Origin of the sequence: Maribacter sp. 2-571, from assembly GCF_050589625.1 — a bacterium.
Taxonomy (GTDB): Bacteria; Bacteroidota; Bacteroidia; order Flavobacteriales; family Flavobacteriaceae; genus Pelagihabitans.
Genome location: NZ_JBNGOP010000015.1, coordinates 1 through 23,076 on the forward strand (window position 1 = coordinate 1; position 23,076 = coordinate 23,076).

General features: G+C 47.7%; 11 protein-coding genes. 6 read left to right on the forward strand and 5 right to left on the reverse strand.

Going from position 1 to position 23,076, the window contains the following annotated elements; all coding sequences use genetic code 11:
• Together ACRD7P_RS12005 and ACRD7P_RS12010 are read left to right on the forward strand one after the other, a co-directional pair.
• Positions 1-191 (forward strand): hypothetical protein (locus ACRD7P_RS12005; protein ID WP_430907861.1); only part of this gene is annotated, 191 nt, incomplete at its 5' end.
• A 455-nt stretch (positions 192-646) separates the two neighbouring features.
• Positions 647-1,684 carry an alpha/beta hydrolase family protein gene (locus tag ACRD7P_RS12010; RefSeq protein WP_430907862.1) on the forward strand — a complete coding sequence of 346 codons (1,038 nt, stop codon included), beginning with the start codon at positions 647-649 and terminating at the stop codon, positions 1,682-1,684.
• Positions 1,685-2,105: 421 nt separating this feature from the next.
• Here ACRD7P_RS12010 and ACRD7P_RS12015 read toward each other — a convergent pair whose 3' ends face one another.
• The gene (locus tag ACRD7P_RS12015; RefSeq protein WP_430907863.1) at positions 2,106-6,503 is read right to left on the reverse strand and encodes a choice-of-anchor D domain-containing protein; all 4,398 of its coding nucleotides are present in this window, start codon (positions 6,501-6,503) and stop codon (positions 2,106-2,108) included.
• A 163-nt stretch (positions 6,504-6,666) separates the two neighbouring features.
• Here ACRD7P_RS12015 and ACRD7P_RS12020 point away from each other — a divergent pair, with 163 nt between their 5' ends.
• Together ACRD7P_RS12020 and ACRD7P_RS12025 are read left to right on the forward strand one after the other, a co-directional pair.
• Positions 6,667-7,689, forward strand: a complete 1,023-nt coding sequence (locus ACRD7P_RS12020; protein ID WP_430907864.1) for a glycoside hydrolase family 43 protein — start codon at positions 6,667-6,669, stop codon at positions 7,687-7,689.
• Between the two features lie 74 nt (positions 7,690-7,763).
• Positions 7,764-9,605 carry a beta-L-arabinofuranosidase domain-containing protein gene (locus tag ACRD7P_RS12025; RefSeq protein WP_430907865.1) on the forward strand — a complete coding sequence of 614 codons (1,842 nt, stop codon included), beginning with the start codon at positions 7,764-7,766 and terminating at the stop codon, positions 9,603-9,605.
• A 12-nt stretch (positions 9,606-9,617) separates the two neighbouring features.
• Here the strand turns inward: ACRD7P_RS12025 and ACRD7P_RS12030 are convergent, their stop codons facing one another.
• Positions 9,618-9,794, reverse strand: coding sequence for a hypothetical protein (locus ACRD7P_RS12030; protein WP_430907866.1), 177 nt, complete (start codon positions 9,792-9,794; stop codon positions 9,618-9,620).
• Position 9,795: 1 nt separating this feature from the next.
• Positions 9,796-11,232: a purine-cytosine permease family protein gene (locus ACRD7P_RS12035; protein ID WP_430907867.1), complete on the reverse strand. Its 1,437-nt coding sequence runs from the start codon at positions 11,230-11,232 to the stop codon at positions 9,796-9,798.
• Between the two features lie 133 nt (positions 11,233-11,365).
• Between ACRD7P_RS12035 and ACRD7P_RS12040 the strand changes: the two genes are divergently transcribed.
• Complete coding sequence (locus ACRD7P_RS12040) at positions 11,366-12,778, forward strand: sulfatase (RefSeq protein ID WP_430907868.1); 1,413 nt, start codon at positions 11,366-11,368, stop codon at positions 12,776-12,778.
• Positions 12,775-13,899, forward strand: coding sequence for a hypothetical protein (locus tag ACRD7P_RS12045; RefSeq protein ID WP_430907869.1), 1,125 nt, complete (start codon positions 12,775-12,777; stop codon positions 13,897-13,899). The genes ACRD7P_RS12040 and ACRD7P_RS12045 overlap by 4 nt, the downstream gene beginning before the upstream one ends.
• Before the next feature lie 164 nt (positions 13,900-14,063).
• On the opposite strand, the gene ACRD7P_RS12050 is transcribed toward ACRD7P_RS12045, so the two are convergent.
• The gene (locus tag ACRD7P_RS12050; protein ID WP_430907870.1) at positions 14,064-20,774 is read right to left on the reverse strand and encodes a fibronectin type III domain-containing protein; all 6,711 of its coding nucleotides are present in this window, start codon (positions 20,772-20,774) and stop codon (positions 14,064-14,066) included.
• Between the two features lie 725 nt (positions 20,775-21,499).
• Entirely contained in the window at positions 21,500-23,071 is a 1,572-nt protein-coding gene (locus ACRD7P_RS12055; protein WP_430907871.1) for a RagB/SusD family nutrient uptake outer membrane protein, read from the reverse strand.
• Positions 23,072-23,076: the final 5 nt, after the last annotated feature.

Sequence of the window (23,076 nt, forward strand, 5' to 3'; positions counted from 1 at the left end):
GGATTGTAGGTGTTGTAGGTTTTTTACTTGTAAGGAGTTGTACGTATCGATTGAGGCACACGGATTTTAGATCCGTTGTGTTGCCCGGAATATTCGTTGACATACCCTTTGGAGACCATTCCGATACCGGCTTTTCATGGTTTGGGAATTTGAAGGAAACCTCCCATAGTCGTATTTTTTTATTCGGATAGGAGTCCAAATACTTTTTCCCACATGATGCGGTCGTCTTCTAAAAAAAAATGGAATAGGATGGAACAAGAAGACTAAATTATTGGACAAATGGTATTAAAAAGGCCTAGATAGGTTTACAATTTGGCAAGCTCAAGATTTTCCCCCTTTCATAAATTGGTTCTTCGTGTGAATGTCCATTGCCCCGGAAATTTCAAGGCCACTATCGCTGCTGAGTATTATTACGATAGGATCAGGGCCCGGGGTATCCTTTTTGATGGTTTGGATAATCGCTTGGGGTCGCCTAGGTTTATCAATACCTTACAATTTAAAAAAGGCTATATCCACAAAATAGCTTTTGCCCTTGGATCTAGTTCTCCCTCCCATAGTATCGCATATGGTATGAAAAAACATTTTAAAAAGTACTGTAACAATTTGGGTTTTGCATCATCTATATCTTAAACCAATTCACCAATACATGAAAAATGGACCGCTAATTTTAATGCTGATCTCCCTACTTGTCTGTAATGCACAACAACAGAAAAATACCTTTAGGATAGGACAAAAATCGGTACTGTTCGAAGATGCATCAAGAAATCGACCGTTGGCCACCGAAATTTGGTACCCCACCCATGACGATGCTCTTGAAACAAGGCCAAAAGAGAATAAAAAAGAACTGTTCAAAACCATAAAGACCATCCCGAATGCCAGCATTCCCAATCAAAAGTTTCCGCTCCTTATCGTCTCTCATGGGACAGGGGGAAACCGGTTTTCGTTGACCTGGTTTATCCAGGCCATGGTAAAGGAGGGCTACATGGTGGTTTCTCTAGATCATTACGGAAATTCTACTTTCAATAGAATACCAAGGGAATTTGTAAAGTGGTGGGAAAGGGCGATCGATGTTCAATACGTGCTGACCCAAGTTCTTGAAGATAAGGATATTGCATTTGCAATCGACAGCTCAAAAATAGGCGGGGTCGGTTTTTCGTTGGGTGGCTATACCAACATTGCCCTCGCTGGCGGCCATGTAGATCGAACAGTACACGAAAATGAACATGGTACAGAACGGGCAATGCCCGCCGAGTTTCCGGAAACGGACGAGGTTATCGATTTTGAGAAAGATAGTCTTATCGTTTCCTCTTACCGTAAATATAAGGACCTGGTAAAAGACGATAGAATTACCTCTTTTTTTGTAATGGCTCCCGCAATCGGTTTTGGATTCCATACCGTAGATCAGACCAAAGAGATTACCGCCCCTATTTTTATCGTAGCCGGAAAAGGCGACCAGGTAGCTCCCGTTAACAAAAATGCGGAAAAATACCATTCCCTGATCAAATCCAGCAAAATCCATCTTTTTAATGAGAACGTGCAACACTACATTTTTTTAAACGAAGCCACTCCGTTCGGAAAACAGGTAGCACCTGCGATCACGATTGACCACCCTAAAATCAATAGGGGCGAAATACATCAAAAGACCCTGGTAATGGCCTTGGAGTTTTTTAAGGGTACGTTATAGGTAGGTTTTTTGAGCAAATGTTCAAAACAGACCGATAACCATGTTTAAATACAACCAGGATTGACCGTCCTTTAACCAGAACTGTTCAAGAAGCGAATAGTTTCATACGGATCGGTACTTATAACGATGAAATATACCCTTTCGATGGCGTAAATCCCAAACCCTACACCAACTGTTTTAACAATACATGTCAAATAATCGGAACCCTTATTCAGCAAATGTACATAGGCGATAAGCCTTATGTTTGGACGGAGACCGACTCCGGTTAAAACAATATGATAGGGGTTTCATCCGTTTTCAAGGGATGCGTTTTCTATCAAACATCCATATCCGATCATTGCTATACCACGGCGATACTTAAAACAAAAACGGGCCAAATGCTTATCGCACCCGGCCCGTCATCAGATTAAAAAAATGGATACTACTGAATCTGTAACAGTTTTTCTTCCGAACTACCATCCGCAAAAAGTACTTTGACCACGTACAGGCCTTGGTTGAGGTTCTGAACCGAAAGCTGTACTTCTTTTTCAGATGATACCGCATTCCCCGTAGCCTGGTCAAGTACAATACGACCGCCCATATCGTAAATTTGGATATGTCGGCCACTTTTTGCACTTTCCAAATCGCTAGTGTCCTTTGCAAAGGATACCATCAATATATTGGCCGTAGGGTTCGGATAGATGGCAAAAAGACTTTCCGTCGACGTTTCTTCCAAAGGTACATCCGCTCTTAACGTGGCCGTGTTTTCGGGTAAAATTTCTTCCAACCGAATATCTTCCCACCAAACGGAACCTTGTCCGTTAAAAAGCTGTAAGTTAATTTCCATTGCAATGGCCTCTGCGGGCGGAATTATACCGTTGAGCCCTATAAACTTATAGTCCAGATCAACGCCACCAAACCTACCGAACGGGGTCGCCTTGGTAATGTTCTTACCATCGGCACCGGTCACATAACTACCGTCCGCCGCAACGTACTGTACAAAGAAACGGGCAAAACCCTCGGTCAATGAACGTTTTACCGATCCCGAAAGATTATACGTACTTCCCGGTGTCACTTTCACCTGTTGGCGCGCCCCTCCAAAGCCCTTATTGGCCAAGAACAAACGCAAAATGTTACTCTCGGTCCCATCTGGCTTGACCACATCCGTTTGAACGGTTCCGCCATTGGTCCACGGTGTTTTCTGCGCACTATCAAAACTACCGTTTCTAAGGATACTGGCCGGCTCGTTATTGGTATTGTCCGCCATTTCGATATCATCGAACCAAATGTTTCCGGTAGCCGCCAAAATTTGTGGAATTACCTCCACCCGCGTACCGTTTTGTGGTACGGCAAAACTGGCCGTCATGAGTTTATAAAGCTGTACGTCCCTAAAAAAGTTGGTACTCGTTTCTTGGATAACATTGTTCCCGGCATCATAGACCCTGACCAATATTCTTGCGGCCCCGGTCGGTGATGTCAGCACTCCCTTGTAATACCCCTGCACCGTATATTGGCCCAATGGTTGTACGGCAACACTTTGGACCGCTCCCAAAAAGCGGTTGCCCTCGGGTGCGTCATCCGGTATAAAGATCCTAAGGGCCTTGTTGCCCGATCTGGAGTTGGTGGCGTCATCCACAACAGTACCCGCATTGATCCAAGGTGCTCGGGAAGCGGCCTCAAAATCGCCATTGCCCAAAAGGTTGCCCGGACCTTGTCCGGTAAGCAACAACTCGGTAATAGGGGTATCGGCATCATTGCTTTCTATGATCAGTTCAGCGCTTCGCGAGCTTGACTGCGATGCGGTAAACGTAAGATCGAGCTGGGCTACTTGCCCCGGGCTCAAAGCACCGCTAAACGAACTGTCGAGCGTAAAAAGCGATGCGTCGGCGCCAGCGATACTTATGGCGTTTATTTGCAACGAACGGGTGCCAATATTGATAAGGCGCAATGGTCTGGTTTCAGAAGCATTTAACTCGACCAACCCAAAATCGAACGAACTGTCGTTTATCAAGGTTTTCGTATCGGTGTCTATAAAGGCCAGATCTCCCTGTCTTTCGCTAGCTTCGGGAACGATAACGGCCTCATCAAAAACAGCCGTGGCCAATTGGCCGTTTACCCCACTGGAACCGGCAAGACCTACGGAAACCTTGAAGGGCAGTACCACCACGGTACGTTCCAAAACGGTAAAGTTTAATCCATCGGTCGCATAGGATGCGGTAAAAATGTTGCCCGAACGTTGTATCCTTAGCCATATGGGCGCAGCAGCGGAGACCGAGGCCATTGCTTCGGTAGCCGCGTCCCTTTGAAACCTACGTTGCAATACCAATTCACTGGCTTCGGAAAGTCCCAAGAAAACATTTTCCCTGGTCGATCCGTTATTTTTACGGACCATTATACCGAACATTCCGGTACCGGGAACAGTGGACAGTTTTGTAGTGAACTCAAAATCGCCTTCAATTCTTTCAAAAATATATCGGAACTGATCCGAGGTCCCGGAAATACCGGAACCCGAAGCTTCCATGGTAAAAATACCGTTGGAAGAGCGCACCCGTCCTGAAGGTGAGGCCCCGCCCACATTACCGTTTTTGGCAACAAATACCGTTCTGCCATCGGCGTACTGGTTATTGCTTGCCGATTTGGTCGTTAGGCCATTCCCGTCAAAAAATAACGTATGGGTCGCGCTACCCGTTACATAGGGGCTCCTGATAAAGGCTTCCTTATTTTTTTTGATGGTAAACGGATATTCAAAGCTGCTGTCTACCGATCTTAAAACTACCTCTTTGTTTTCTTCGGAAGCATTGCGTACCCTCCAAATGGTAAACCCATCGGAATTGTCGTCGTTATTTACCCTTCCCAAAGAAGTCAATCGCAATCCGCTACCCTGTACGCCCGCATCTTCGTCGCGAAAACGAATGTCCTTAAAACCGTCCTGCACCACTACCACGTCCAATCGGTTAAAGGCGAACGCCCGGGAGGTTTTGCCCTTTACGGTAAACGTGAAAGGTGCTTCGTCGGGATCGTTGTTCGCAATGGTTATGGTAGCCGTACGGTCGCCATCTGCCAAAGGGGCGAACCTAATGGTCAATTGCCCGCGCTCACGGTTGACAAGGTTGGCATTTGGGGTTTGCGTTACTTCAAAATCCGCGGCCTGTGGCCCGCTGATCGAAACATCGGAAAGGTTTAAGGTTCCTCCCCCCAAATTGGTAACCTCAAAATCGTTTTCGACCCCGTTATTGCCCAATCGCACGGTACCAAAATCAAAAAGTGCCCCATTTTCCAATACTTCTCCCGCAGAAGTTGTAATCTGTATGTCCGGTAGGTCGGTAGTGAGCAAGGTAGTAATGGAATTTGGTGGTAGCACAATGGTTCCATCGGGCAGGGTTACGGTTTCCGTGGGATCGGCCTCGCTACCCAAAGTGCCCGCTGCTTGATGCATTACCTTTCCAGAGAAGCCAAGACCGGAAATGTCCAAGGTTTTGCTTTCCCCGCTGGCATTGGTGATCCAGAAGTTTTTGTTGTTTTGATCTGAAAAAGAAAACCCGAACAATTCCGGCACATCAGTACCGGCCAAGTTAGACGTTCCCGAAAAAGAGAGCTGGCTTCTTTCCGTCATGCCCGAAACGGCCAAACTGGCCAACGATATTGCCCGGCCAACAGCTTTTAAACCGCCATCGGTGGTAATCATTCCATTGAATTCGTGCATTTCCAAAATCTCCGAAGAGGCAAGCTCCAAATAACTTGCAATATTATAATTGACTACAAGGGCGTTTTCCCATTTAAAACGCTCTTGGTTGACACCGGGCCCTATTTTGAAAAAGTTGGGCATGTATTCCGTCCACCAAACATCCCAGTTCTGTTGGGTCACCAAAGCATCAAAATCGGTATTGACCTTTGCCTGGTCAAAAACGGTACGGAACGAATTGAGCATCGCGTTCAACTCCGGTTGTGTGGTTGCCGTCTGATTGGGGTCGGATTCGATATAGGCGTGCATGGTCAATGCATCTACCAAGTTTCGGTCCAATCGGGGAATTACGTACCCGTTCCAAAAGTTTTTTCGCCTTCCCGACGATCCGTCGGTATTAAAAAAGGCCACAGCGGAAAACTTGGCTTCCGGAAACTCTTTTTCGATCTCCGTAATAAAATAGTGGCAGGCCTCGGGATAACCAAAGCCGGCATTATCGGCCCGAAAGCCCTGAAAGTTTTTGAACTGATATTCCCCTGCACCGAAATAAAGTTCATTGGAAAGCTCCAAATAGCGTACGGGCATGCCATTTGCCTCCGCACGCCGCAGCATTTCCAGGTTACGTGCCAAACGGTCTTCGAACGCGCGCCACCAATCGGGCTGCAACGGGTCAAACGTGGGGCTGTCTTCCGGCACCCCAAATTTCTCGGCATAATAATCCAGCCCTGGGGTGGTCATGTTCAACACATATACCGGAGCAAGCCCATTGGCCTCTTGTGCCTTGGCAAAGTTCTCTATGGAATTGACCTTACCGTTGCCGTTCTCAATGATCGACTTTACAAAACCGATCATTTTGGAAGGGTCTACCCAACCATCTTCACTCCCAGGGGTTCCCTTGGCAGGAAAGAACGTATCGTTCCGATAATCCCAATTTTCCGATACGGTACCTCCGGGATATCGGAGATTTCCGAGTCTCGATTTTTTTAAAGAGGCAACTCTATTGGGATTGTCCCACGGTTCCTCGATCAGTGTGGTGTTGTTGTTGCACCCGATCATATCGGGATTGTTGTTTACCGCAGTGCCCTCGGTCACCTGTACCTGGGCCTGAAGGAAAACGGTACAACAAAAAAGAAAGAGCAGTGTAATTTTTGTTTTCATCGTTTTTGAGGATTTATTAGTTCTTAGCTAAAATGTTAGGTAATATCACAAAAAGCAGTAGTCAAAATCGATGGATTCGCGAATCAAAAGGTAGAAAGTTGTTAAAACTGCTAAGTTGTACGATACAAAAACCCAATTTTTAGAACCGCTTAAAGCATCCCTTATGTCCCTTGTTAAAAAAGGCGTTTGTACCTTGTTGTTGTGTGCTATTTCCAGTGTTGTTGCGCAAACCAAAATCGTTACCAGCAATCCCATACTGACCGATTGGTATGCGGATCCCGAAATGGCCATTTTTGAAAATACCTATTGGCTCTTTCCCACCTTTTCCGGAGTTACGAAAAAACAGGACTTCATTGATATTTTTTCGTCCAACGACCTGAAGCAGTGGACAAAGTATGACAAGGTCGTCGACCCTAGCAATGTCAAATGGGCGAAAGATGCCGTTTGGGCCCCTTCGGCCATTCAAAAAGACAGTACCTATTACATTTTCTTTAGTGCCAACGATATACAGACCCCCGAAAGCCATTGGTGGGACCCCAAGGTACACGACAGTACCGAAGTCGGCGGTATCGGTGTGGTCCGGGCCAAGCATCCCGAAGGACCCTATGTCGACCATATCGGGAAACCGCTCATAGGAACGGTCGTCAATGGGGCACAGCCCATAGACCAAAGTATTTTTCGTGACCATGATGGTACCCATTATATCATGTACGGTGGCTGGGGCCATTGTAACATTGGTATGTTGAACGACGATTTCACCGCTTTAAAACCCTTTGCCGACGGCAGTCTATTAAAGGAGATTACGCCCGAAAACTATGTTGAAGGTCCGGTAATGTTTTATAAGGACGGCCATTATTATCTAATGTGGTCGGAAGGAAGTTGGGGTAGGGACAGCTATCGTGTGGCCTATGGAAGGGCCAAATCCCCATTGGGGCCATTTGACCGTATTGCTACGATCTTGGCATCGAATCCGGAAATCGCCACGGGAGCGGGCCACAATTCCGTGCTCAACGTTCCAGGCACCGACGAGTGGTACATCCTCTATCATAGAAGACCTATTCCCAATGAACACCGGAACCACCGCGTGGTCTGTATCGACCGAATGTACTTTAACGAAGATGGCACGATACTTCCCATCATTATGACCCATACGGGCGTGCCCCCGATACCTCTAGAGAACGAGTAATCCGATGTTTGCCGCTCCCGTAAACCGAGGCTTTACATCAAACCAACGTATTTACTATGCTTAACATCCAACAAATGAACCCTACCCCCCTCGTCCATAGCTTTTTGCTAAGCTTTTTTGTTTGGATCAATGTTGCCGCCCAAACCCATACCAAAGATTTTTTTACCCCCTTGGAAGCCAATAGCTGTCAACTATCCGGACATTTGGAGAACAACCTGAACAAAACCATTGCGCATTGGAGCATCGCAAAAGTTCCCTATCAAGAATTTGCCAGTTTCTTCTCCAAGGGCAGACCAAAATTTGCTTCGGGAGAAATGTGGGGAAAAGCCGTTAGGGCGGCCTGTATGTTCTATAGGTATCAAAACGACATCCGTTTGAAAACCTTATTGGACGAAACGGTTTCGGACCTATTGACCAAAGAGCGTGCGAACGGAACCATAAGCTGTACCCCCATTACCGACCAACCCGACGCCAAAGGGGGCGACCTTTGGGAGCGAAAATATGTGCTGTTGGGACTGGAACGCTACTATACCCTGGTCGACCAAGATCCGGAGGTATTGGCTTCCATGGTACGGCAGACCGACGCGTTGATCTCCCAGATCGGACCCGCCCCAAAAACTCCGGTTACGGCCACCGGTTGGAGCCACAACAATATTGAATCGAGCACCATACTCGAACCGGTCATGCGCCTGTACAAGCTTACCGGAAAAAAGCGTTTTTTGGACTTCGCCAAATACCTTGTGGCAAGTGGTGGTGCCCAGGGGTTCGATCTTGTCGCGGAAGCGCTATCGAACATGCCTCCACACAAAATGGCCGGGGGCACCTACCCCAAAGCCTATGAAATGCTCTCCTTTTTTGAAGGTCTGGCAGAATATTACAGGGTTACGGGTGATGAGCGTATCAAGCGGGCGATCATAAACATGTACCGAAAGGTGGCTTCAAAAGAAATTACCATTGTAGGCAACGGGGGCAATGATCTTTACCATAGCAATGGGGAGTGCTGGGGCGATACCGCATACGAGCAGACCAACCCTAAAATCGAGCGGATGATGGAAACCTGTGTTGGGGTCACCTGGTTAAAATTTTCTTCACAAGTATTGCGGCTTACCGGCGATCCGTCCATTGCGGACATGATGGAACGTTATATTTATAATGGCCTTATCGGCGCACAAAAGTCGAACGGAGATACCTTTAGTTATTCCAACCTCCTCAATGGCGTTAAGGACAATCCCTTGGGATGGGGGGTCTATTTTTACAATAAGGGACGCATTACCTGTTGCGAACTTAACGGCCCCATGGGGCTGGCCTATATTCCTTATATAGCGGTAATGGATTCCCAAACCGGACCAGTGGTCAACCTATACAACAAGGGAACGTACAAAACGACCGGCAAAAGCGGACAAGAAATTACCTTGCACATCGACTCCGACTACCCAAAACATGGAAAAATCACCCTCCGCCCCAAGCTGGGCACACCGGAACACTTTACCCTGAGCTTAAGAATACCCGAGTGGAGTACCGATACCCGATTACAGTTAAATGGTGTCGATCAGGAAGTAACGCCCGGAACCTATAAAACCCTTACAAGGGAGTGGCGTGCCGATGATGTTGTTTCCTTGACCCTCGATATGGGCGTACGTGTTTTGAGCGCACCCAAAAACGATGGGCATGTGGCGCTTCGTTATGGGCCGTTGGTCCTTGCCCGAAATGAGAACAGCGACCCTCTTTTTGATAGTACCGTACAGCTTGTCTCTAAAAACGGAAGGGTGAACGGCGTATTGAAAACACCATCGAGCCCATTTGTTCAAATCGAAATTCAGATTCCCGTTACCAACGGGTACATTACCATGATCGACTATGCTTCCAGCGATAATTGGAACGGCAGAAAAACCTGTACGTGGCTTCCCGTAAAATAGGATAATCGAGGGTTATCGCTCCTTTTCCGTTTTATTGATCCAAAAAGGGGCTGTACAGAACCAGATCAAGGTTCCGGAAAGGATCAAGTTTTTGTACCATTCCAGGTCCAACAATTGCGCAAAAACCAAAAATGAAGGTATAATGGTCAATGCCAGGCCGATATAGGAGAGTATTTTGGGAACGTTCATTTTAAATGGATTTAACGGATGATGCGGGTGCGATGGTTTCTTTCTTGGTCAGGTAGTTCTGTTGAAGGTATGCAAAAAACAGATAGCTCAATCCACCGATGATCCATCCGGGTACGGCAACGAAAAAGTAAAAATCCGCTTCGGTGTATACGTAAATACTATAACTGCCCGCTAAGGCGACGATCCACGCCAATAATACGGAAATATTGATGTTTATTTTTCGCAAAGATGCAAAATTGCAATGTAGGCCGAGTTTCGGAAAAACAAAAATATCAATGATCACCACCGCACCGACCGGGGATGCCAATAGGGCGTAAAGGCCTAAAAACTGATCTAATTTGCTAATAATGGCCGGTGAACAGGCCAAAATCGTTGCGGTAATACCGACGATCATGGTAATCTTCCAACGCGGAAATTTGGGCAATAGCGCCTGAACCGCCAACCCTGCCCTGTATATGGTAGGGTTTGCAGTGGTCCAACCGGCCACCACCACACAAATCGCTCCCGCCAAGCCAGCCCCCATAAACGCGATTTCACCAGGCGATGGATTTGTATTTCCCGCTTGAAAAGCCACGGCACATAAGATCCCGGAAGCGATCCACGCCATAAAATGCCCGATAAACATACCAAAGGCGGATGCCAACCCGTAGTACGATTTTTTGGCATAGCGGTAAATGGACATATCGGCGAGTCCCAAATGCATGGAACTGTTGCAGAGCCATGCAAAAATCAGCACATGCCAAAAAGAGTATTTGGTCTGGCCTTCGGCCGGTACGCCGGTCCAGATTTTGGATTTCCCGATTTCCCAGAAACTTTCAACCGAATCGACCCCCAAGGAAGGAAGCATTGCAATACCGGAGGCCAAAAAGATCAAGGGCATCCAAGGCGCAAAAATATTGGCGAATTTTGATACCCGATCAAAACCAAAGGTGGCTACGATAGTGATGACCATTCCGATCGCAACAATGATCAAGATCCATAAAAAACTGGTCGGATACAGATCGGTAAGTCCGGGACCGGGAACATTCACCAACAGGCCCACTGCGGAAGCGGAAACACCGATCATCGCCGAAGCGGTCACACAAAATAGAATTCCGTTGACCACATTATATATGGTAACCAGCCCGAGACCGCTAATTTTCTCCAGTTGATAAAAAATGGTAAGCCGGGTTTTCACCGCTGCCGGTGCACAGATCAAGGTCCAACTCAAGGTCGCCAACAGGTTTCCGAAAAGAAGGCCCAAAAAAATATCATAAATGCCTACCCCATGAAGTACGAACAGCGGACCGATGATAAATTCGGTTCCCGCAATATGTTCTCCGGCCACCATACCCACAAAACTCTTAAAGCCCTTTACGGCCTTCCGGGGTACGGGTTCTCTTTCATATTCATCGATTTCCGCGAGTTTTTCGGTAAGCGAGGTAGGACTATCGGCCATAGGATACAAATAATTTGGTTATGGTTTGGTTACTCTAAAATGCCGATTTTGGCCTCCATTTCTCTTTCAATTTGGAAAACGCAAGGAATTAGGGGCTTTTTTTAGGGATATTTCAATCAAACAAGAATCCAAGATGAACTACACTATTTCAGGCATGCTGATCATGCTTTTATTCACTTCGTGCAAAGGGGAAGGTGACAAAACAAAAATGGATACCCAAACCAAACCGAAAAAACCCAATATCGTGCTGATCGTGGCCGATGACCTCGGTTGGGCCGATCTGGGTTGCTATGGAAACACCTATTTTGAAAGCCCCCATTTGGATGCCCTCGCCGAAAGGGGCGTCCGTTTCGACAATGCCTATGCCGCAGCGCATGTTTGTTCCCCTACAAGGGCAAGCCTTTTAACGGGCAGGTATCCCGCGCGGGTGGGGTTGACCAATTATCTTTTTGGAACGAAGACCCTTGAGGATTCTCCCGTATTGCCCGCAACCTATGTCGACCATTTGCCCCTAAAAGAAATTACGATCGCCGAAGAATTAAAAAAAGACGGTTATAAAACCTCTTTGATCGGAAAATGGCACTTGGGCGAGAATACCACTTTTGGGGAATCGGACCCGGAATTCCAAGGTTTTGATGTTACCGAAGGGTTCGATTATGAGCTATTGCCCGTTAAGGATACCTATAAGTGGTACAAGATCGGGGATACTACCAAGGCCTTCGAATTGCCGTATTTGACCGAAGAGATTACGCAAAATTCCATCGATTTTATCGAAAAGAACAAGGATACCACTTTTTTTATGACGGTAGCCCATTTTGCGGTACACTTGCCGTTACAGGGCGATTCCCTGCTAGTGGAAAAATACAGGGCCAAGGACAACCCTCGCCCCGACGATTTTAATCCGGTATATGCCGCAATGATCGAACAAATGGATACCTCGGTCGGCCGTATCATGAAAAGTTTGGAAGAAAACGGGCTTCTAGAAGATACCATTGTATTGTTCGTTTCGGACAATGGCGGACTTGCCGTAGGCGAGGCCGGTAGCAAGCCAACGGTAAACGATCCCCTACGCGCCGGAAAGGGTACCATATATGAAGGCGGTTTGCGCGTGCCCATGATTGCCTATTGGAAAGACCGTTTTGAAGGTGGCCGGGTAAACTCGTCCGTGTTATCGACCATCGACCTTTTCCCTACATTGTTATCGTTGACCAGGGAAGACCCGAAAGTAATACAGAAAATAGATGGTACGGACAGGTTGGCCGCTTTTGAGACCGATGCCGTTTTAACAAGAGATGCCCTGTATTGGCATTACCCCCATTTTAGCAATCAGGGCGGCCGACCGAAGACCGCCATGCGGCAAGGTGATATGAAATTGATACTTTCGTTGGAAGATGACGGTGTGGAGCTATACGATTTGGCAAAAGACCTTGGAGAAACCCAAAACCTGGCCGATCGGTTTCCCGAAACCGCTACCGCAATGAAAGACAGTATACAACAATGGCTGCATTCGGTAAATGCACCGATGCCCATAAAAAAAGAATTATGACATTTCGCAAGGCCCCTTTGTTCTTTTTTTTGACCGGTCTGTCCTTGGTTACCAGCGCTCAACAACGGCAATCGGAAAGGGTTACGGATACCATAATACTTGATAATGGGCTGCTTACTATCGTTCAAGACCTAAAAGGGGGCGCCATCACCGCGCTGCGACTGAAGGACAATGCCCTAAATCCGTTCGATTGGACCTTGGATGTGGCCAAACAGCCGGAAATCAATAAGAACGGTTTTCCGTTCCAAGGCCATTTTATCAGCTTGGGAACCTGGGGGATGCCCACCAAAGGGGAGCAGCAGGCCGGCATCCGCTTGTATGGCGAAGCGAACGGTACCATATGGCAGCTCGATTCCATTTCCCCGCACTATGCCCGCACAGGTTTTAAAGGCAATATCGAAAAACTCGATTTTGAGCGTTCCCTGCAGTTATATGCCAATGCCCCGGCGGTAAAGGTTACCGAAACGATAACCAACCGGCATCCTATAGCACGGATGTACAATATGCTGCAACACGCTACCTTTGGCGGTGCCTTTTCCGATAAAAATCTGATTTTGGACAGTAACGCCGGAGCGGGCATCTATCAAAAAGGGGCATATCCGAGAGTTTCCTACGATAGCCTGGAACAACGTTCCTTTCGATGGCCCAATGGCATATTGCCCGATGGCCCCATCGACCTCAGAACTTCCGGAAATCGAAAAAAGACCTATCTCACCTCCCATGTCTTCGACAGTACCGATTCACTCGGTTGGGCGACCGCCATCAACGCCGAAAAGGGATTGCTTGTCGGGTATGTTTGGCATACCCGGGAGTATCCTTGGCTAAACGTATGGCATCAATATCGGGATGGGAAACAGTATGGGCGTGCCCTGGAATTCGCTACCTGCGGCCTTGGACTCGACTTTATACGCTTGGCATCGGGAGACTATCGCTTTTATGGGCAAAACTCTTTTGAGTTTATTGACGCGGGCCAGCACCGCACCAAATCCTATACCCTTTTTGCCATTGCGATACCTAAGGAGGTTACAGCGGTAGATACCGTTACGCTCCATTCGAATATACTCGACATCACTTATATTAAAAACGGTGAGCCGATTACAACGACCATTACCCTAGAGTAGCGGTTCCATTATGGTACAAGTAGTTTATTGGTCTACTTCCAGCTAACCCAAAGTGTTTTTACCAATAGAAAACCGCACACTACAATTGCTTGTAGCTGTGCGGTTTTTTCATAGGGGTACTTTACGATAGACCCGCTACCCTTGTTAAGGACAACGGGGTATTTTTATTGCTTCAATATTTTAAACGTATGGTCTTGAATACCGGTCCGAACCCTGATGAAATAGAGTCCTGTCGGCCAGGCCGAGGTTTCCAATGTGGTGCTATTGGACAGTCCCGCAGCTTCCTGCAGTACTATTCTCCCGTTGATATCCATAACCTGTATCCTGGTGGGCATTACACCACCTGAAAAATCGATATGCAAACGATCTTTGACCGGGTTCGGAAAAACGGAATAGTTCGCTCCCGACAGTTCTTCTCCGAGGGTCGCCTTAGAGGATACCCCGTTGCCTTCGTCCCCTACGAAACGAATATCATCGATACGGTATCTTACGCCACTCAGTGCCGTGAACCGGATACCCAAATTCGCCGATCCCTCAACGGCCTGTGGTAACTGACCGAAGGAAAGCAATTGCCATTCCCGACGGTCTTTGGCCAAGTTCGGCAACGTTAGCGGAATCCAAATGCTACCATTGGCGCTTACCTCTACCCGCAAACCGGAACCGTCGGCACCTGCCGTTTCTTGGAGTACTCCAAAGGACAGGGACAGATCGGTATAGCTCGAGGCATCGATATTGGTAATCACATAATTCTCATTGGCATTGTCCAAAAAGGCGTGACGTTCGTTGGAAGCGTTCTGGTACGTGGCCATCAAAGAGGTCCTTGCGGCGGAACCGCTACCGGAATGGTCGGCCTCCCCGGTGTAACAGGTGTACAATTCCAAATTGGAATTACGCCGACAGTCGGTACTGCTATCGTGGGTTTCCAAAAAGAATACAACATCCTGATTACCGGAACCACCACTTTGGGTACTGAATACGATAGGTGTTTGCGACACCCAATCGGAATTGTTCCCACCACCACAAACGGACCGTACCTGAGCTTCATACTCGGTACCTGCCGAAAGGGAACCAAAAACGGTTTGGGTCGCATTCACGTTACTAACGGACCAATCGGTCGTTCCCGTAGGTCTTATGCGCGCTTGATACGCATTGGCATCGGCACTGGCGTTCCATGAGAGCGTTGCTCCGCTGGCCGTGATGGAGCCAATGGTAACATTGCCCGGTGCGGCACAGGTATCGGTGTTGCCTTCTCCCCCTTTTACCGCAATATCGTCAATACGATACTTTACGGTACTCAAGGCCGTAAAACGGATGCCGAAAGTAGCGGAACCTTGAACCGCGGCGGGAAGGTTGGTAAGGCTTATCAACTGCCACGCTCTACTGTCCTGTGACAGGTCGGGCAGGGTAAGCACGGTCCACTCCGTTCCGTTGGCCGTAACCTCTACCCGTAGGGCGGAACCATCGGCTCTTGCATTTTGCTGCAATACTCCAAAGGAAATGGAGATGTCGTCCGGACCGGAGGCATCGATATTGGTAATGCTATAATTCTCATTGGCATTGTCCAAAAACACGTGGCGCTCATTAGAGGCTCCTTCATACGTGCCCTGCAAAGAGTTCTTCACGGCCGAACCACTTCCGGCATGATCGCCATCGCCAGTATAACAGCTATAGTTCGCCAAGTTGGAGTTCCCGCTACAACTGCTGCTACTATCATGTGTTTCCAAAAATAACGTGCCACCGGGAGTTCCGGGGTCGTCATCCTCAGTAGTAAATTGCACCGGTGTTCCTGTTGTCCAATCGGAGGTTTCATTGTCCGCACATAACGACCGTACTTGCCACTGGTATGCCGTACCGGCCGTCAAATCGGTTACCACTTGGCTGTTTCCGTTGGAAGGCAACACCTCCCAGTCGGTAGTACCGTTCGGCCGGATGCGTACCTCGTAGGTAATGGCATTGGCACCGGCATCCCAGGCCAAGGTAGCTTGGTTTTGCGCAATATCGATCGTACGTAGGTTCGTGGCCGGTTGACAGCCCTCCAAAACGATTTCGATCCCGGTAATCCCAATATCGTCAACACGATAACTGGAACCTGCACTTGCGGTAAAACGCAATTGTAAGTTCGCCGTTCGAGGGAAAAATTGTTCTTTATTGACAAAGCTCCAGTCGGACGTATTATCATTGTCTTCTACGGTGAAGGGAATACGGGTCCAAGAACCGGAATTACCGTTTCTATACTCAACGACCAAACCTTGCGTACCACCATTTTTTTGCAGTTCCAATAGTCCAAATTGAAAGGAGGTTTCCGAAAAACTGGTCGAATTGATTCCTTTTATAATCAGGTTTTTAGCACCATTAACACCGTTCAACAGCAACTGCATGCTGTTGGAAGCCCCGTTATAACGTGCAGGTTCGTCCCTGAAACGGATCTGTCCGGACCCTTCATAACTAATGGATGCCTCGGTATCCCTGAGCCCATCGTATGCCGTGTATGCGGCAATGGTACTAGGTGAGGTATCGAAAGGCGAAGCAAAGGTTTCGCGGTACAATCGCGGCACCGATGGTGCCTGGGTCCTAAAGTTCCTCCCTACGGTAAAAGGTGTATTGCTACCGTCGGCACATCGTTGGCGAATACGCCATTCATGCTCAGTGTCCGGCGTCAATCGTTCCGAACCATCGGTAAATTTACTCAAGGAAAACTCGAAAATTTCGGTACCGCGTCTAAAAGCACGTTCCTGTAAGGCGGTCTTCCATGAATTTGCCCCTTTTTCACGTACTTGAATATCATAGAGCAGCCCATCACCAACAGGATTTCGCCAGCTGAGTTTGGCGCCAATGGTTCCAACGGAAAGCACCGCCAGATCTACCGGTTTTTTACAACTGGACTGCACCGCTCCAAAACTTACAACGATATTATCTACGGTGTGTACCTTACCGGCGTCCTTGTTAAAAATCTTTACGATCAATTCAATGGAGCTTACGCCGTTCACGGTTTCGGTAAATGTAATGAACTCGTCGTCCGTGGCGGAGTCCCCTATTATTTCACCGATCTTTACCAAGGGAAGGTTTCCATCGTACTTTGCAAAAACCTCCAATCGACCGGTTTTGTCGGGTCTGTCGGGGTCGAAATTGGTGCCTTTTTCCTTTACATCGATGGAAATACTAACGTCTTGATCAGCGGGAACGGCAATCGCTTCCGTTCTAAAAACCACTTCCTCCCTAGTATTCTTGGCGATCAAGGCATTTTTATCGTTGACCTCAAAAAAGGACTTTGGTTCCGCATCCAGACCGTTCGGGTCGATACTCCAGGCGGTAGCACCATTGTCCACAGTGGCGCCCTCCGGCAAATTAAAGTTTTCGAACCATGGTAATTGCGGTCCATCAAGTTCTCCCGTTCCCCAAGATTCCGGTGTAGAAGCGTTTAAATCTTCGGTTCCCACAAATTGGGTCCTTCTTGAAATGGTACCGTTGGTATTAAAGTCATCCAATCCCACTTCAATGCCAATTTCTTGGCCGTTCACCGGTTGCGCCCCAATATCGTCCCAGGCGAGGGCTATCTCATAAATATACCTATTGGAATTTCGGCGGACACCCGTGTTCAATGCTATGGGGTTGGCCTTATTCCTGACCCCCTCAAATGCACCATTTTTGGAAATCTTAAAAATATAGTCGTTAATTCCCAAACTACCGTCACGCTTGTCGTTGTCGATATCGATACCTACATAAATGGCATCGTTGTCGTTCACGGAAACATCGTCAATGGTCGCTTTTACGTAAAGGAATTCCTGATTGTACGCTAACTGGAACGTGTCGTTTTTTCCGGATGAATTTCCAAATACCTCGGAGTCGATAGCATTGGTATCCAAAGCGTTCCAGGCGGCATCCGAATTACCGTCGATGGTTATCGGCGTGCCCACAAAGGCGACCGAAACATTCTTTGGCAATTGCTTTACCAGAACGGGGAAGGTTTTTCCGCTCTTGATCACATTTATTTCCGCTTGCCTAAAAAGGTTCCCCTGGTTTTCTGTGGCGGTAAAGGCGATGGTCTCCGTACCGGAACCGTTATAATTGGCCCCAGTGTTGTTTCCATTCACCGCCAGCCAGTTCGGCACGTTTCGTACCGACCACGTGGCATTACCGCCGGCAGTAGTTATGGTCAGATTTTCCGTACTATTTGCATTGGAGGCAAAAATAAGCGCTCCGGTGCTCAAGGTGATGTCGGGAACGGAATTGTCCCGGGCAATTTGCCGGCGCCATACCCCATTACCAAAAGTGGGTAAATAGTAGTTGACCGTTCCGTCCGTCTCAATTTTGATCTTCGCATCGCCATTGCCCGTTCTCGCGTAATAGAGTTCACGGGTACCGTCGTCCATAAAGTCTTCCCAAGTATTTTTATCCACTTTAAGGTCTCCGTTGGCCGCTACGGAAACACGACCTTTAAAAATACCCAGTCCCTTTTTGTGGCGACCGTTCTCGGTACCTACATAAATTTGATTTTTGTAGCCCGCCAAGGATCTGAAATCGATGGTTTCACCGGGCTGCTCCACCCATGGTTCCTCTCGAAGGCCCAGACTAAATGGAATGTCCATGCCCGTAGATTTCAAATTGGCCGTAGTGTTCCAATCGTCGCTTTCCGGGTTGCTCAAAAGATAGACCTCTGGCGCCCCGCCATCGACCTTGGCCGATAATGCTACCGCAGTTTTACCGTTAACGTCCCATACATATAGGTCGTTCACTGCGATATTGAGTCGTTTCCATTCCCACTCATAGGGTGCGGAACGCACTCCCCGATACAAACTACTACCGGCGGCCCATAACATATTGGAATCGTTGGGATCTACAAAAATATCTCGAAAAGCGGGCTCGGGACGCATACTCGCGTCCGAAATCTCAACCCATTGTTCTTTGCCATCAAAAACGGCCTCTATCGCTTCCGTCGCATAAATGCCGCCATCTCCTCCATCTTGTCGAAAACCGGCATATACGCGGCTTACGTTCTTATCGTCCAAGGCAACGGCCTGCATCAAACGGTTGTTCAGGCCATTTTTCAACCTAAATTTATCGGTTCCGCCACCGATGACCTTCCAATCGGAAAGTGCGGGCTGCTTCCCGGGATTGACCAGTTTTCTGGCCCATAAGGTCTGTTTAAAGAACTTTGGGATACCAAAGTCGGGTCTGCCCTCCGCCATTACGATGGGAGGTACCGTTTTGGTAATCACTACCGATTGGCAGTTTTTCAGATCGTTGGGCGTTGTTTTTTTGGTCCAGCTTACGCCACCGTCCCAACTTTCCAATGCGCCCTGATCGGCATTTCCCTGTATGGCATAATCCTCATAGGTATCGATATCGTAGGTTACCGTATTGGCGAACCCGGTACCGGAATAAGTGGGTTGCGGACCAACGTTTTCATCCGTTTTTTTTACGGTATAAATGGGCAACCAGCTATCCAACACAAATGGCCAGCCCGCAACATTTTCATTGTTGCTCAAATAATAATTGTTTCCACCGGCGGAGATGATCTTTCTATTATTACCATTGTTGTTGGTGTCCCAGGTAATAGGAGTATAGTCGTATGCCCTAGAAAGAAACTGGGGGTCCTCCCAACCAAGATCGATGGCCCTATCCATTTGCCCCAAAGGAGCGCCCGGACCACCAGGGCCCTGCAATGATAACTTGTTGTTGACGATGTTCACCCATTGGTCGTTTATAGATCCATTGGCGTTAAAAGTAATGGTCCCTTCAACCAATCCCACCCGGGAATTTTTCCCTAGGAACAAGGTGCCCAACAGCAGCTTTTGTTCAGTGGCGGTTGCCCGTGGATCTACCTTGGGATTGTACCACGGAACAAAACTGGAATCGGGTAGATCGGGACTTATGGTCCGTAACGGCACGTTTTGTAGGCCCGGTAACACCGTCCAATTCGGATTTCCCGAGGTCAAAGCGGTAGTGGTATTCGTAAAAATACTCCATTGGGGCAACGCATTACGGTCGGTATTGGTCTGGAAAACCGCATATACCCGAGAACCGTCGGGTGAAAAGCCCATACCACTGCAACCACCGCTATCCTTATATCTATTGATATCGACCGTACCGTTGGGTTTGATGTAGGTCAATGTCTGTATTCCAGATCGCTTACCAAGAAAGGCACTTTCCGGATTATCGATCCGTTGCCATTGATAGGTGTCGTCATTTTTATTGGCATCGGCAGAAAAATCGTACCAATAAATACCTGCGGCGGTACCTAAATAAATATCGTTGGTAACCGGGTGGATGAACACCTCCCATACCTGATTGTATCCGTCGGCGGTTTCGTACTGTGTTTCCACAAATGACGGCACACCGTTATCTACATTACCATTGCTGATATAGACCGATCTTTTGCCGAGAAGCGGTTGTAGCGGATCTAAAAGTGCTGCCTGTCCTTTCTGTGGATCTTTGGTATTCCAACCTTTGGCAAGCACCACTTTATCCGCATCCTTGCTAACGGCGATGGCGGCAATGGCCGTAGCCCGGGTCGGAAGTATCAGTTCCCAGGTTTTTCCAAGATCATCGGAATAATGGGCGCCCCATAGTCCTCCTTGGTAAATTCGATTTACCCCGACATCGGTCCGAACGAGGAACGACATGGCATGACCAAGTTCCTTTCCAACGAAGGTCCAGTTCTCTCCCAGATCATTGGAATAGTAACTTCCCTCAACATCACTGGAAATCCAAATACGGTCCTTTACGTTAGGATCAAAATAAATATCCTGCACCTGGCCACCTGCTCCGGGAGCCAACTGCTGCCACAGGCCGATATCCTGAGATACCGCACCTTGCACAAAAATAAGTGCCAAGAGCGCTAGCAGATAGTTACAAAATGGTTGATTTCTTCTCATAAGTATTCCTTTAAAATTTTTAACTAATTCTTAACGAAAATGACCGTTATTCTCTTCTCAATTCGCCTTATTCGTAAATTAAAAGACTTAAAAATCAATTTTTCTTAAAAACTGTTCCGATCCTATGCCGTTTGCATAGTTTTCTTTTAGTGTACAATTTCAAGCCTAAAGGACACTTTTTAACGTTGTTTCAAGAAATCGGACAAAAAAGGGTTTTGCATACTGATTTTGGCCAGAAACGGATCTAGCATTGGTCCGGATGCGGCACGAATAAAACGGAAGCTTTTAAAACTGTGGATTTTGGCCAAGAAAAGTTTTCCCATTTTCTATTTTACACTGCAGTATCTGTCATAATTTGTAGACGGGAGGGAAGAAAGCGAACCGTTAGGTATTTAAAACACATAGGTTCGTGGGAAAAAATGAAATCCTTTTTGAACATTGCAGTGAAGTAACAGTTAAAAGTAGGCAGTAAAATACCATGTAATCCATAAAAATTACGGACTGCCATGTGCAACTGCCAAATTGTTGAAGATCTGCAGCTCCGATTCCTCGGTGGAAAGTCTTGCTTTGAAGGGCATCCATTCAACTAGCGTCAGCGAAAAATGAAATCATAGTTCTCCATTGGTAGTTCCGATTATTGCCCATTTTCAATGAATGGGTACATCCAAAAAAAGCTACCCCAAAGGGTAGCTCTCTCAACTTGAAATTAAACTAAACAAACAGTCTTAAAATCCTGGATTCTGTGTCAAATTTGGGTTGTTGGTCACCTGTGCCGCAGGAATGGGTAAAAGTTCGTTCTTACCAACGGTAAATCCGGGCATATCGGTACCTCGGCCCCAACGGATCAAATCGAAATATCTATGGAACTCGAACATGAACTCCAAGCGGCGCTCTACCACAATTTGTTCAAAAAAGGCGTCTTTGGACAGGCCGTCTACGGTAGGGACCCCTGCTCTTTCACGAACCGCGTTCAATGCCGCATAGGCTTCGGGAGTAGGTCCGTTCACTTCATTTTCGGCCTCGGCGAACATCAGAAGTACGTCGGAATACCGCATAATCCTAAGGTTGTTCGGGTTTTGATTGAAACCACCACGCTCTTCAAATCCACCGGAAAACTTACGTACCGCCAACAATTGAAAATCGGGATCGTCGGGGTAGGATACCAATATGTTCCTACGTCTCCATTGATTGGCCGCTACCGGATCTTCCTCGATCGGGTCCCATCTTCCCCAAGTGTCCCCTGGTCGGGCGTAAGTATAGAAACGACGTTCCACATCTTCTTCGGGATATTGCTCAAAAAACTCGATGGCCTGTTTGGAAGGAACGGCGTTCCTAAAGCCAAATGGGAACTGCGCGGTAGGGTTGAACCAATTGGCGATCCAGTTGGCCTCATTTTCGGGCACCCCAAAAGCACGTCCAAACCCGGACTGATATTGAATTTCAAAAACAGACTCTGCGTTGTTCTCTCCGGCCAACGTAAACGTTTCCCCAAAATCTTCGGTGAGGACATATTCGGCAAAACCACCGTTAATAATACTTTGAAAAGCGTCCCTGGCCAATGCATATTTCTTTTGGTATAGGTACGCCTTTCCCAAAAAGGCCTGTGCGGCACCTGCGGTCGGCCGTCCTACATTGTTGGCATCATAGGAGTTCGGAAGTGCGGCAGCGGCAGCGGTAAAATCGGCCTCTACCTGAGCATATACTTCGGCTACCGTACTTCGGGTAGGAAATATGGCCTCTTCATTGGTAATATCGCCATCGAACACCTCGGTAATCAATGGCACGCCTCCGTACAGGCGCGCTAGTTCAAAGTAATAAAAGGCACGTAAAAATCGTGCTTCGCCCAACAGGCGCTGCTTGTCCTCGGGAGTCGCGAACAGCACTACATCCATTCCATCGATTCCATTGATGGAATTGTTCGCCCGTTGTATTCCCAAATAACAGGCTTTCCAAACGCCAGGTATCAGCTGACCGGTACCTGCATTAAAATTGAACTCGGGGTATGCCTGTTCAGCGGCCTGGGTGGTACCATCGGTCTGACGGGTATCGCCCGCCATGTGCCCGATACTTATAAATTGATACTTATAGTATCCATTGTCCTGAAGGGGCCCGTACACCGCGTTCAAAGCACCCACCGCATCGTCCTGGCTCGCGAAGAAATTTCCGTCTTCCGGTTGGGTCGCCACTAGGGCATCCTCTAGGTAATCGTCACTACACGCTACGGTAAGGAAACTTAGCAGTAGCAAGGCAGCATACTTCTGTAACTGCCTGAGATCTGTTGTTATTGGATTGTTCATTTTTC